The 13485-nt window shown below is 71.6% G+C and carries 8 protein-coding genes; 7 read left to right on the forward strand and 1 reads right to left on the reverse strand.

Annotated features, from left to right (window positions below; all coding sequences use genetic code 11):
• Nucleotides 1-94 precede the first annotated feature (94 nt).
• From SCATT_RS21310 to mycP, 3 genes are all read left to right on the forward strand, one after another.
• Nucleotides 95-601, forward strand: a complete 507-nt coding sequence (locus SCATT_RS21310; protein WP_014628456.1) for a hypothetical protein — start codon at nucleotides 95-97, stop codon at nucleotides 599-601.
• A 17-nt stretch (nucleotides 602-618) separates the two neighbouring features.
• Nucleotides 619-1998: a WXG100 family type VII secretion target gene (locus tag SCATT_RS38665; RefSeq protein WP_014628457.1), complete on the forward strand. Its 1380-nt coding sequence runs from the start codon at nucleotides 619-621 to the stop codon at nucleotides 1996-1998.
• Between the two features lie 188 nt (nucleotides 1999-2186).
• On the forward strand, nucleotides 2187-3278 hold the full coding sequence (gene mycP, locus SCATT_RS36730; RefSeq protein WP_231905143.1) for a type VII secretion-associated serine protease mycosin: 1092 nt from the start codon (nucleotides 2187-2189) through the stop codon (nucleotides 3276-3278).
• Nucleotides 3279-3448: 170 nt separating this feature from the next.
• Here mycP and SCATT_RS21315 read toward each other — a convergent pair whose 3' ends face one another.
• The gene (locus SCATT_RS21315; RefSeq protein ID WP_014145217.1) at nucleotides 3449-7414 is read right to left on the reverse strand and encodes a type VII secretion protein EccC; all 3966 of its coding nucleotides are present in this window, start codon (nucleotides 7412-7414) and stop codon (nucleotides 3449-3451) included.
• 221 nt (nucleotides 7415-7635) lie between these two features.
• Here SCATT_RS21315 and eccD point away from each other — a divergent pair, with 221 nt between their 5' ends.
• From eccD to SCATT_RS21335, 4 genes are all read left to right on the forward strand, one after another.
• On the forward strand, nucleotides 7636-9060 hold the full coding sequence (gene eccD, locus SCATT_RS21320) for a type VII secretion integral membrane protein EccD (protein ID WP_014145218.1): 1425 nt from the start codon (nucleotides 7636-7638) through the stop codon (nucleotides 9058-9060).
• A 143-nt stretch (nucleotides 9061-9203) separates the two neighbouring features.
• On the forward strand, nucleotides 9204-9491 hold the full coding sequence (rpsO, locus tag SCATT_RS21325; RefSeq protein WP_014145219.1) for a 30S ribosomal protein S15: 288 nt from the start codon (nucleotides 9204-9206) through the stop codon (nucleotides 9489-9491).
• A gap of 378 nt (nucleotides 9492-9869) precedes the next feature.
• Nucleotides 9870-12095, forward strand: a complete 2226-nt coding sequence (locus SCATT_RS21330; RefSeq protein ID WP_014145220.1) for a polyribonucleotide nucleotidyltransferase — start codon at nucleotides 9870-9872, stop codon at nucleotides 12093-12095.
• Nucleotides 12092-13474: a M16 family metallopeptidase gene (locus tag SCATT_RS21335; protein ID WP_014628459.1), complete on the forward strand. Its 1383-nt coding sequence runs from the start codon at nucleotides 12092-12094 to the stop codon at nucleotides 13472-13474. Before SCATT_RS21330 ends, SCATT_RS21335 begins: the two co-directional genes overlap by 4 nt.
• The last annotated feature ends 11 nt before the right edge of the window (nucleotides 13475-13485 follow it).

A 13485-nucleotide genomic window follows, 5' to 3' on the forward strand; every position in this document is an offset into this window, starting at 1 on the left:
CGGCCACCGCCGAGTTCTGCAACCACCGTTCGGGGGTACCCCCGCGTCACCGGTACCCCCGAACGGCTGAACACCCAGGGGGGAAGGGCAGCAGATGGCACTGCGACCCGACGACGCGCCACCACACGCCGTCCGAACACCACCGCCGTCCGGCGGCCAAGACCTGCACACGGTGACCGAGTCCCTCGTCACCTTCAAGAACGGCGTCGACCAGATCCTCGCCGACCTCGAGCACTCCGACGCCTCCCACACCCGCATCCGCGACCAGATCATCACCAAGGCCGCCTTCGGCGCCGACCACTTCCCCGAAGCCGCCGACATCTCCGCCGCCTACGACGAAGTCCACGACCGCCTCGCCACCCTCTCCCAACTCCTCGGCGACCAACTCGAAGCCATGGGCATCACGGTCGACATGGCCCGCCACGGCTACGAAGACGTCGACGCCGACCAGGCCCAGCGCCTGATGAGCATCCAGCGCCGGACGCAGCAGTATGTGGACCGGCTGAACCGGAAGGGCGTGACGCCGGCCGACCCGGCGACCACGACCGGCCACCGGCCGCCCGACCCCGTCGGCGACGCCAAACAAGCGAGCGACATCTAACCGGGGGCTGCACAACGATGAGCGGGACCGACTTCGAGCACGTCTCGTTGTTCGACATGCACGCCATGGTCGCCAACGCCGACCCGCAACTGATCCTGGCCCGGGCCCAGGCCCTCGAATCCGCCATGAACCAGCTGCAGACCATCGGCAGCCAACTGATGTCGAGCATCCAAGGCGTCGAATGGCAGGGCGAAGGCGCACGCGCCTTCCACGACTGGGGCCGACAACTCGCCCGCAACACCCTCAAACTCGCCGACTACACCTACAACGCCGCCTCCTTCATGAACGACGCCGGCTCCGCCCTCTCCCGCGTCAAGAACGGCCTCCCCCCGGTCCCGGCCGACCAGTGCTACGTCGACCCCAAGAAGGACGCGGAAGCCCGCGCCAGACTGGAGTCGGCCCGGCAGGAGGCGATCCCGCAGATGAACATGTTGGCGTCGGCGTATCGGGCGGCGAGTGAGGGGATGCGGAAGGAATCGCCGCCGCCGTTTACGGCGGTACCGCAGGATCCTCTGCCGATTTATGCACGGGCCGGAGGTCAGCAGTGGCTGGGTAAGTCGCAGAACGGCACTTCATCGGAGAGCGGCGGAGGCGCAACTGCTTACGGAATCCAATCCAATGAGCCCGGCTCAGAACAGCCTTTGGTGACGCATGGACGGCAAATCTCTGAGGCGGTGAGCCGGACCCATAAAGCCAACTACGATGGGGGAGAGCGCACAGGACTCGATGACGTACAGACAGTGACGGTGACGCCGAACCGAAGTGTGGATCAATCATTCGGCAACGATGGACGACATCGAACCGGAACGAGTGGCATTCCCCACACTGTGGTTCCAGGTGTACCTACCACGGTCGACAGGAGCGCAGGCCGCGTCACCGATCGATTCAGCACTCCGCAAACTGATCCGGTCGACCAAGTTGCTCGCCGCATTACTGGTGAAGGCGACGGCGTCACCGGCGGTTTGCCCATTGGCGGCGAGCCTCGGGCAATTGCCAAGCCCTCACGCGGCATCGTCGTCGGCGACGAGCCGATGAGCGGCCCGGGATTCGTCGGCCGCACCCCCGGTGGCACCGTAGGCGGCGCCACCGGCACAGGCTTCTCGGGAAGCCGAATTCCCGGGGTCGTGGGCCCGGAGACAAGTACACCCCCAAAGGGGGCTGCTACGGTGCGTGACTACACGTCGGGCGGATCCGGCCTGCGCCGTTCCATGACGCCGGAGGAAGGGACAGCCCTCGGAAACAGCGGTCTTCCGATGGGCCCCGTCGCCGGAGGACCACACCTCGGAACGGGCCCGCGGGATCGCGGTCGGAGCGGCACCAGGCCGGACTACCTGGTCGAGGACGAGGAAACGTGGATGGCCGGTGGCCGGAAGGCCGTGCCTCCGGTCATCGATTAGTGCTTCACCAGCGGTATGGACAGGCTCGACGAGACGGATGAATTGTGATGCGGCGAACACCTGGCAGGTACCTCGGGCGCGGCGTGGCGGCCGTTGCGACGGCGGTCGCGCTCTGGGCGACCTGTCCGGCCAATGCACCCGTCGCCCGGGCTGATTCGGTCCGTGACCGTGAGTGGTACCTGGGCCCTATGCAGGCCGATGCCATGTGGAAAGTAAGCACCGGTCAGGGAGTCACGGTCGCGGTTGTCGACACGGGAAGTGACGGTAAGGTGACGGAACTCGTCGGCCAAGTGCTGCCTGGTAAGGACTACACCTCTCCAACAGGAAATGGCTGGAACGACACTGACGGGCATGGCACGTCCATGGCCATGCTCATCGCGGGAACCGGAGATGATGGCGGGATCGTGGGTTTGGCGCCGGGTGCCAAGATCTTGCCGCTCAGAGTGCTTGCGGGTGGCGGCCCTAATCGCCCCGGACGCGACTTGAAGCGGGTGGCCGATGCCATCCATTATGCGGCCGACCATGGAGCGAAGGTCATTAATATCGCGATCGGCGTGCCGGACCTTTCCTCGTCACCGGAAGATCGTGCTCCTTTGGGGCCCGCTGTGCAGTACGCTCTCAAGCGCGGCTCTTTGGTGTTTGCGGCGACTGGTAATGATGCCCAGTCCGGGAACCCTCTCAGCTATCCCGCTGCAACTCCGGGGGCGGTAGGTGTAGGCGCTGTCGATAAAACCGGTACCGTGGGAAAATTTTCTACCTATGGGCCTCAAGTTGCGCTGGTTGCCCCCGGAGTAGACGTTCCTGGTCATTGTTCCAAATCACTGGCGCACTATGGTGACGGTTATTGCATCGGGTACGGCACCAGCGAAGCCACCGCTCTCGCCTCCGCCTCTGCCGCGCTCGTCTGGGCCAAGCATCCGGACTGGACCAACAATCAGGTCCTGCGAGTGCTGATCAATACGGCGGGGAAGCCGAAGACGGGGAAGATTCCCAGCGAGTACATCGGATACGGCACCGTACGCCCCCGCGTCGCTCTGCTCGACGGGGCCGGGGATCCGGGGCCGGCGGATGTGAATCCGTTGTTCCCGAATCTCGGGTCGCCCTCGCCCTCGACCGCACCGGCAGGCAAGTCCTCCGGGAAGCCCACCCAGGCGGGGGCGGCCAGGGGCGGAGGGGCAGGGGACACCGGGGCATGGATGTGGGCGGGAATCGCTGCGGCGGTCGTCGTGGTGGGCGGCGGCCTCGGCGCCGCGGTGTTGCGACGCCGACGCGCACACTGAGCCGCCACGGCAGCGCCCCCCGAACCGTACCCCGCAACCGCCCCGCACCGTCAGCGTCCGACGCACCCACGCGCCGCCACGGCCCCGCCCCCCCACCGACCCTCCGCAACCAGCCCCCACCCCCCCCACACCGTCAGCCCCCGCGCACCCTGATCCACCGCCCCCCCACCTCACTGCGCCGGCAACCACCCCGTCTGCACCAGCCGGTTACCCCTCCGTCGGGAGACCAGGACACCGCGGCCCGGGGGGAGGGGGCGGGCGCGGACGGGGCCTAGGAGTTCGCCTTCGGCGGGGTCGCCGGAGAGTACGAGGCCCTGGGCGCCGAGTTCCTTGAAGCGTTGGGTGAAGGTTTCGTAGGAGGAGCGCCCGGCGCCCGCGGAGTTGCGGGCGACGATGAAGCGGACGCCGATGTCGCGGGCGTAGGGGAGGTGTTCGACGACGGCGAGCATGGGGTTGCCGGTGGAGGTGGCCACCAGGTCGTAGTCGTCGATGACGACGAACGCCTGCGGCCCCGACCACCAGTTGCGTTCCCGTAGTTGCCGGGCGGTGACGTCCGGGCCGGGGACGCGGCGGGCCATGATGGTGGCGATCTGCTCCATGTGTTCCTGGAGGGTGTTGGGGGCCGCGGAGTACTGGAGCAGGTGGGAGTCGGGGACGGCGCCGAGCAGGCCGCGCCGGTAGTCGCCGACCACGATCAGCGCCTCCTCCGGCGTCCACCGTTCGCTGATCTGCTTGACGAGCAGCCGCAGCAGCGCGGTCTTGCCGGACTCGCTCTCGCCGTAGACGAGGAAGAGCGGGTCGGTGTCGAAGTCGATGAAGACCGGTTCGAGGTCGTTCTCGTCGATGCCGATGGCGACCCCGCGGTCGGGGTGCTCGAAGCCGCGGGGCAGGCGGGCGGCCGGCAGATCGGTGGGGAGCATCCGTACCTGAGGGGCGGACGGCCCGGTCCAGCCGCGGGCGACCGACCGCACGAAGGCGGCCGTGGCCTCCGCGGAGCCGGCCGGGTCGGCCGCGCCGTCGACGCGCGGCAACGCGGTCAGGAAGTGCAGCCGTTCCGGGGTGAGTCCGCGGCCGGGGGCGCCCACCGGGACGTTGACCGCGGTGCGCCGGTCGATCTCGGAGTCCGCGGGGTCGCCGAGCCGCAGCTCGAACCGGCTCAGCAGCAGGTCCTTGAGCGCGGGGCGCACCTCCATGTAGCGGGCGGCGCTGATCACCACGTGCACCCCGAAGCCCAGGCCGCGCGCGGCGATGTCGCCCACCACGGGTTCCAGCGCCTCGAAGTCGGCCTTGAGGGTGTTCCAGCCGTCGATCACCAGGAAGACGTCGCCCCAGGGTTCACCGGGAAGTTCACCGGCGGCGCGGCGCTTGCGGTACGTGGTCATCGAGTCGATGCCCTCGCGGCGGAAGAGCAGTTCACGCCGGGCGAGGACGCCGGCCACCTCGGCGACCGTACGCCGGACCTTGTCGCCGTCGAGCCGGGCGGCCACCCCGCCGACGTGCGGCAGCCCCTCGACGGCGGCCAGTCCGCCGCCGCCGAAGTCCAGGCAGTAGAACTGCGCTTCGGCCGGGGTGTGGGTGAGGGCGAAGGCGCCGATCAGGGTGCGCAGCAGCGTCGACTTGCCGGAACGCGGGCCGCCGACCACCAGGGCGTGCCCGGCGGCACCGGAGAAGTCCCGCCGCAGCACGTCCCGCCGCTGCTGGAACGGCTGGTCCACGAGGCCGACCGGCACCACCAGCCGGCCCGGCGCCTCGGCGGGCTCCGGCTCCGAGACCGTCAGCCCGCGCACCGGGTGCACCGCCAGCGGCGAGGAGAACAGCTGGTCCAGCGCGGGCGCCTCGCCCAGCGGCGGCAGCCACACCTGGTGGGCCGGGGGCCCCTGGCCCTCCAGCCGGCGCACCACCACGTCGAGCACGGTGTCGGCGAAGGCGTCCGCGTCGGTGGGGGCATGCGCGTCCTGCGGCGCCACCGGCACCGGCTCGCCCCGCACCACCGGCACGTGCCCCGCGGTGAAGAGCACCGGACGCCGCTCGGCCGGCACCGGCCCGACGGCGGCTGGGACGCCGGAGCCCCGGTAGACGCCGGAGACGTACGCCGCCTTGAACCGCACCATCGTGTCGGTGCCGAACTTCAGGTACCCCGAACCCGGCACCGACGGCAGGTGGTAGGCGTCCGGCACGCCGAGCGCGGCCCGCGACTCGGAGGCGGAGAACGTCCGCAGCCCGATCCGGTACGACAGGTAGGTGTCCAGCCCGCGCAGCCGGCCCTCCTCCAGACGCTGCGAGGCGAGCAGCAGATGCACCCCCAGCGACCGTCCGATGCGGCCGATCTGGATGAACATATCGATGAAGTCCGGCTTGGCGCTGAGCAGTTCGCTGAACTCGTCGATCACCAGCACCAGCGACGGCAGCGGTGGCAGCGGGGCGCCGGCCGCCCGTGCCTTCTCGTAGTCGTGGACGTTGGCGAAGGTGGAGGCGTGCAGCATCTCCTGGCGGCGCTGGAGTTCGCCGGTGATGGCGTCCCGCATGCGGTCCACCAGCGCCAGGTCGTCCGCCAGGTTGGTGATCACGGCGGCCACGTGCGGCAGCGTGGACATCCCGGCGAAGGTGGCGCCGCCCTTGAAGTCGGCCAGCACGAAGTTGAGCGTCTCGGAGGAGTGGGTCACCGCCAGGCCCAGCACCAGGGTGCGCAGCAGTTCCGACTTGCCGGAGCCGGTGGCGCCCACGCACAGCCCGTGCGGCCCCATGCCGTCCTGCGCCGCCTCCTTCAGGTCCAGCAGCACCGGCTCACCGTTCTCGCCCACCCCGATCGGCACCCGCAGCCGGTCGTGGCGGGCCCGCGGACGCCAGGTGCGGGCGACGTCCACCGAGGCGGCGTCGCCCAGCCGCAGCAGATCGGTGAAGTCCAGGTTGTTCAGCAGCGGTTCGTCGTCGTCCCCGCCGCCGACCCGCAGCGGCGCGAGCTGCCGGGCCAGCGCCTCCGCCTCGGCCGCCGACAGCGCGTCGGGGCGCCCCTCGTAGGTCCGTCCGCCCGGCGACCGCAGCCGCAGCCGGTCCGGGTGGACCACCACCGACAACCCGCCGCGCGGCTCGTCCAGCTCCCCGGGGACGACCTCCAGCACGGTGACGCCCTGCAACCCCTCGGCGGAGGCGAGCACCGAGTCGGCGGGGACCACGGCGCCGTCCAGGACGACCACCAGATGCGGGCGGTCCAGCAGCGGCGGCGCCTCCCGGCCGAACCGGGGGCGGCCGTCGAACCGGTCGGCGAGCATCTCCTCCAGCTCGGCGAGGTCGTCCGAGTACAGCCGCCGGCTCCCCGCGCCGTCGGTCTCCTTGGGCTGCTGGCAGTGGGGCAGCCACTTCGTCCACTCCCAGCGGTGGCCGGCCCGGTGGCCCGCGGCGACCGCGATCACCAGGTCCTCGGGGGAGTGCAACGCGGCCAGCTGGGCGAGCAGCGCGCGCACCGCGGCGGGCGCGGCCTGCGCGTCACCGGAGACGGTCACGTGGTAGAACGCCCGCAGGCTGACCGCCAGCGGCAGCCCGTCGACCACCGAGTGCGCCGCCAGGAAGTTCCGCATCGCCGCCGCGGTCAGCGGCTCCAGCTCCTCCACCGGGGCCGTCACCGGCGCCACCAGCGGGGTGGCCAGGTCCTGCGCCCCGAGCCCGATGCGCACCTGGGCGAAGTCCTCGTCGGTGATCCGGCGTTCCCACACCCGGCGGCCCTGCGCCACCAGCGCCCACAGCTGCCCCGGCTCCGGGTGGACCACCAACTGCGCGGCACGCTGCGCCCGCGCGGTACGCCGGACGTGCCGCCGCACCTGCGCCAGGTACGCGAAGTAGTCCCGGCGCGCCTGGGACAGCCGCCCGCCGGGGCCCTGGCGCACCCGGACCGCCTGGGCGACCGCCATCACCCCGGTGGAGGCGAGCATCAGACCGCCCATCACCTTCATGAACGCCGCCGAGCCGGGCATGAAGAAGAACGCCGCCGAGGAGGCCATGCCGACCATCGGCAGCAGGGTCATCAGCATCCCCTGCTCCTGGTCGCGCGGCAGCTCGGGCGGCGTCTCCAGACGGACTTCCCCGGCCGGCACCTCGGGCGGTGCCACCCTGGGCGGGCGCTTGACGACGACCACGCTCACCGAAGCATCAATCCTCAATGCGGAAAGGTCGGTTCCGCACCGGCGCCCCAGTGGCGACGGCCCCCCTCCGCCCGTCGGCCGATCCTACTGGCGCCGGACGCCCCGCCCGCACGCCTCCCGCCGGACCGTTAAGTTGTGACCCACCGGCGGCCCGCCACGCGCAGCCGCCGTCCCGCGACCGGCACCCGCCGGCCATCACCACTCAAGGGGGAGACCGCGAGGTGAGCACGACCACCGCGACCGGCTTCTGCCGGGTCACCGTCGTCGCACCCGACAGCCGTATCGACGTCGCGCTGCCCGAGGACGTCGCACTCGCCGACCTCTACCCCGAGCTGCTGCGGCTGACCGGCCAGCAGCAGGCGGCCGGCGTCCCCGAGGGCTGGCACCTGGTGCGCCGGGACGGCACCGTGCTCGACCCCGCGCGCACCCCGGCCGCCCAGCGGGTGCTCGACGGCGAGGTGCTGGCGCTGCGCCCGTTCGCCGAATCGCTGCCGCCCGCCGTCCACGACGACGTGGCCGACGCCGTCGCCGCCGCCGTCGGCCGCGACCGGCGGCGCTGGAGCGACGACCTGCTGCGCCCCGCCGGACTCGGCGGCGCCGTGCTGCTGCTCGCCCTCGCCGCCCTCGTGCTGTGGTGGGCCGACCCGGTCCGCCACGACATGCACGCGCTGCCCGGCCTGGTCGCCGGCGCCGTGGGCGTCTGCCTGACCGCCGGCTCCGCGGTACGCGCCCGGATCTACCGCGACCGCGGCTCGGCCGCCGCGCTGGGCCTGGCCGCCGTACCCCACCTGCTGATCGCGGGCACCGGGATCGCCGCCGCCGCCCCGGGCGCCGGGCCCGGACGCCTGCAGTTCCTGCTCGGCTGCGTCACCGTGCTGGTCGCCACCGCCCTGCTGACCGCGGTCACCCCGGACGGCGACGCGCCCTTCGTGGCCACCGCCGTGCTCGCCGCCACCGGCACCCTGGCCGCGTTCACCGCCGTGCTCACCGGGGCGAGGGCCACCTCGGTGGCCGCGGTCTGCGTGGTCGCCGCCGTCGGCGCCATCGCCTTCCTGCCCGCGCTCTCCGCCCGCTTCGCCCGGCTGCCCATCGGGTACGAGACCGGGCGCGGCGGCCCCGGCGGGGAGCCGCCGTCGCCCGAGCCGGTGGACGAGGCCCGGATCGCCGCCGCCGCCCGCCGCGGCCACGAACTCCTGCTCGGCCTGGCCGGCGGCTGCTCCGCGGTGATCGCCTGCGGCGCCGCCGTCCTCGGCTTCGGCCACTCGGTCTGGGCGCAGCTGCTCGCCCTCGCCGCGGGGCTCGCCACCGTCTCCCGGGCCCGGCTCTTCCGCCACACCGCGCAGATCGCCTGCCTGCTGACCGCCGGGGTGGGCGCGATCGCGCTGCTCCTCGCCGGGCTGGCGCTCCACCCGCCCGGCGGCGACCGCGCCGCCGCCGACGTGCGTACCCTGTGGCTGACCGCGGCGGTGGTGGCCGGCGCCGCGCTCCTCGCCGCGATCGCGCTGATCGTGCCGGCCCGGGGCGTCTCGCCGTTCTGGGGGCGCGTGCTCGACCTGGCCGAGGCGGCGGTGCTGCTGTCGCTGATCCCGCTGTGCCTGGCGGTGCTCGACGTCTACGCGGCGGCCCGCGGCATGGCCTCGGGCTGAGCCGGTGGCAAAAGGGCTACCGCGGCACTGGTACCCTGGGTCACCACTGCGTGTCCGCACGCATGCGCTTCCCCCGAGTATCGAAGAACCCCTGTGACGAAGACCAGGGGCGCTCGTGGGACCAACGACCCCGAGGAGTGAGTGTGCCGCTCGACGCCGCCACCAAGAAGCAGATCATCGCTGAGTTCGGTACCAAGGAGGGCGACACCGGCTCCCCCGAGGTCCAGGTCGCTCTGCTGACCCGCCGGATCACCGACCTCACCGAGCACCTGAAGACCCACAAGCACGACCACCACTCGCGCCGTGGTCTTCTGCTGCTCGTCGGCCAGCGCCGCCGCCTGCTGCAGTACCTGGCCAAGAAGGACATCACGCGCTTCCGTGAGCTGCGGGAGCGCCTGGGCATCCGGGCCGGCGCCGCGGGCGTCCGCTAAGCCGCCGTGAAGGGAGCGGTTCCCAGCGAGGGGACCGCTCCCTTTGCCGTACACGGGCTCGGACCCGCATCCGGGCCGGCCGCCGTTCGCACGCGGTCGCCCGCTGTACGTGTGGCCGGACCGCAACCTTTGTAGGCTGGCCCCGTAACAACTTCAGATGTGAACAGTGGAGGAGCGCCCGCGCCCACCGGCCCGCCGGGTCGGTGCCCGAGGCGCCGGTCCTCGGTAGTGGCCTCCGGGATGACGCATCGCGCCCCGGCGGCTTCGATCGAAGACCGGTCCTCATCGCCCTGGGCGGCAACGGTCCGCGACGCGGCGCTCCACCGTGGAAGGTCACCGGGCGGGTCGCCCGGTGACGGACGAAGGAGAATCCCCATAGTGGAGAACGAGACCCACTACGCCGAAGCCGTCATCGACAACGGCGCTTTCGGCACCCGCACCGTCCGCTTCGAGACGGGCCGCCTCGCCCGTCAGGCCGCCGGCTCCGCCGTGGCCTACCTGGACGACGAGACCATGGTGCTGTCGGCCACCACCGCCTCGAAGCACCCCAAGGACCAGCTCGACTTCTTCCCGCTGACGGTCGACGTCGAGGAGCGGATGTACGCCGCCGGGCGCATCCCCGGCTCGTTCTTCCGCCGCGAGGGCCGCCCCTCCGAGGACGCCATCCTCACCTGCCGGCTCATCGACCGCCCGCTGCGCCCGTCCTTCAAGAAGGGCCTGCGCAACGAGATCCAGGTCGTCGCCACCATCATGGCGCTCCACCCGGAGCACCTGTACGACGTGGTCGCGATCAACGCCGCCTCGGCCTCGACGCAACTGGCCGGTCTGCCGTTCTCCGGCCCGATCGGCGGCGTCCGGGTCGCCCTGATCCGCGGCCAGTGGGTGGCGTTCCCGACCCACACCGAGCTCGAAGAGGCCGTCTTCGACATGGTGGTCGCCGGCCGCACCTTGGAGGACGGCGACGTCGCGATCATGATGGTCGAGGCGGAGGCCACCGAGAAGACCATCAAGCTGGTCGAGGGCGGCGCCGAGGCGCCGACCGAGGAGGTCGTGGCCGCCGGTCTGGAGGCCGCCAAGCCGTTCATCAAGGCGCTCTGCCAGGCCCAGGCCGAGCTGGCCGCCAAGGCCGCCAAGCCGACCGCCGAGTTCCCGATCTTCCTGGACTACCAGGACGACGTGCTCGAGGCGCTCACCGAGGCCGTCCGCGACGAGCTGGCCCAGGCGCTCACCATCGCCGGCAAGCAGGCCCGCGAGGCCGAGCTGGACCGGGTCAAGGCGCTCGCCGCCGAGAAGCTGCTGCCGCAGTTCGAGGGGCGCGAGAAGGAGATCTCGGCCGCCTACCGCGCGCTCACCAAGAAGCTGGTGCGCGAGCGCGTCATCAAGGACAAGGTCCGCATCGACGGCCGCGGGGTCACCGACATCCGCACCCTGTCCGCCGAGGTCGAGGTGGTCCCGCGGGTCCACGGCTCGGCGCTGTTCGAGCGCGGCGAGACCCAGATCCTGGGCATCTCCACGCTCAACATGCTGCGCATGGAGCAGCAGCTCGACACGCTCTCGCCCGAGACGCGCAAGCGCTACATGCACAACTACAACTTCCCGCCGTACTCCACCGGTGAGACCGGCCGCGTCGGCTCCCCCAAGCGCCGCGAGATCGGCCACGGCGCGCTGGCCGAGCGGGCGCTGATCCCGGTCCTGCCGACCCGCGAGGAGTTCCCCTACGCGATCCGCCAGGTCTCCGAGGCGCTGGGCTCCAACGGCTCCACCTCGATGGGCTCGGTGTGCGCCTCCACCATGTCGCTGCTGAACGCCGGTGTGCCGCTCAAGGCCCCGGTCGCCGGTATCGCCATGGGCCTGATCTCCCAGGAGATCGAGGGTGAGACGCACTACGTGACGCTGACCGACATCCTCGGTGCCGAGGACGCCTTCGGCGACATGGACTTCAAGGTCGCCGGCACCAAGACGTTCGTCACCGCGCTCCAGCTCGACACCAAGCTCGACGGCATCCCCGCCTCGGTGCTGGCCGCCGCGCTGAAGCAGGCCCGCGACGCCCGGCTGCACATCCTCGACGTGATGAGCGAGGCCATCGACGTCCCGGACGAGATGTCCCCCAACGCGCCGCGGATCATCAGCATCAAGATCCCGGTCGACAAGATCGGCGAGGTCATCGGCCCCAAGGGCAAGATGATCAACCAGATCCAGGAGGACACCGGCGCCGAGATCGCCATCGAGGACGACGGCACCGTCCTGATCGGCGCCTCCGAGGGCTCCGCCGCCGAGGCCGCCCGCGCCACCATCAACGGCATCGCCAACCCGACGATGCCCGAGGTCGGCGAGCGCTACCTGGGCACCGTGGTGAAGACCACCACCTTCGGCGCCTTCGTCTCGCTCATGCCGGGCAAGGACGGCCTGCTGCACATCTCGCAGATCCGCAAGCTCGCTGGCGGCAAGCGCGTGGAGAACGTCGAGGACGTGCTGCAGGTCGGCGCCAAGGTCCAGGTCGAGATCGCCGAGATCGACCAGCGCGGCAAGCTGTCGCTGATCCCGGTGATCGAGGGCGAGGGCGACTCCGCCGCCGAGACCGCCGAGGACGCGTCGGCCAAGTGACCTCGCGTACCCGACAGGTGACGGCCCGCCCCTCCAGCAAGGGGCGGGCCGTCCCCCGTACCACGACCCGGACCGTACTCAAGGGCGACGGCGGCAGCGGCACGGTGCGCCGTACCGTCCTCCCCGGGGGCCTGCGCGTCGTCACCGAGAGCTGGCCCACCGTCCGCTCGGCCACCTTCGGCATCTGGGCCCAGGTCGGCTCCCGCGACGAGACGCCCAGCCTCGGCGGCGCCACCCACTACCTGGAGCACCTGCTCTTCAAGGGCACTAAGCGCCGCTCCGCGCTGGAGATCTCCGCGGTGGTCGACGCGGTCGGCGGTGAGATGAACGCCTTCACCGCCAAGGAGTACACCTGCTACTACGCGCGGGTGCTCGACAGCGACCTGCCGCTGGCCATAGACGTCATCTGCGACATGCTCACCGGCTCGCTGATCACCCCCGAGGACGTCGAGGCCGAACGCGGCGTCGTCCTGGAGGAGATCGCGATGACCGAGGACGACCCGGGCGACCAGGTGCACGACCTGTTCAGCACCGCGCTGCTCGGCGACTCCCCGCTCGGCCGCCCGGTCCTCGGCACCGTCGAGACGGTCAACGCCCTCGGCCGGGACCGGATCGCCCGCTTCTACCGCAAGCACTACGGCGCCCGGAACCTCGTGGTCGCCGCCGCCGGCAACGTCGACCACGCCACCGTGGTCCGCCAGGTCCGCCGCGCCTTCGAACGCGCCGGAGCCCTCGGCGACCCCGACGCCCAGCCGGTGGACCCCCGTTCCGGCAGCCGCCGCATCCGCCCCTCGGGCCGCGTCGAACTGCTGGACCGCCGCACCGAGCAGGCCCACGTCATCCTCGGCGTCCCCGGCCTGTCCCGCACCGACGAGCGACGCTGGGCGCTGGGCGTGCTCAACACCGCCCTCGGCGGCGGCATGAGCTCCCGCCTGTTCCAGGAGATCCGGGAGAAGCGCGGCCTGGCCTACTCGGTGTACTCCTACACCTCCTCCTTCGCCGACTGCGGCATGTTCGGGGTGTACGCGGGGTGCGCCCCGGCCAAGGCCGCCGAGGTGCTCTCGATATGCCGGGACGAGCTGAACTCGGTCGTCGAGAACGGGATAACCGACGAGGAACTGCGGCGGGCCGTCGGCCAGATGTCCGGCTCCACCGTGCTGGGCCTGGAGGACACCGGCGCGTTGATGAACCGCATCGGCAAGAGCGAACTGTGCTGGGGCGAGCAGCTGTCGGTGGACGAGATGCTGGCGAAGATCGCCGCGGTCACCCCCGACGACGTGCGCGCCGTCGCCCGTGATGTGCTGGACGCCCGGCCCTCGCTGGCCGCCATCGGCCCGCTGGGCCGCCACGAGACCCGGCTGCGGTCGGCCGTCTCCTGACGCGGTCCCAC

It is taken from the genome of Streptantibioticus cattleyicolor NRRL 8057 = DSM 46488 (genome assembly GCF_000240165.1).
Classification (GTDB): domain Bacteria; phylum Actinomycetota; class Actinomycetes; order Streptomycetales; family Streptomycetaceae; genus Streptantibioticus; species Streptantibioticus cattleyicolor.

Bases quoted from the DNA above. Each gene is read 5' to 3' on its own strand.
- SCATT_RS21310 (WP_014628456.1), top strand. From the start codon at position 95: ATGGCACTGCGACCCGACGACGCGCCACCACACGCCGTCCGAACACCA.
- mycP (WP_231905143.1), top strand. From the start codon at position 2,187: ATGCAGGCCGATGCCATGTGGAAAGTAAGCACCGGTCAGGGAGTCACG.
- SCATT_RS38665 (WP_014628457.1), top strand. From the start codon at position 619: ATGAGCGGGACCGACTTCGAGCACGTCTCGTTGTTCGACATGCACGCC.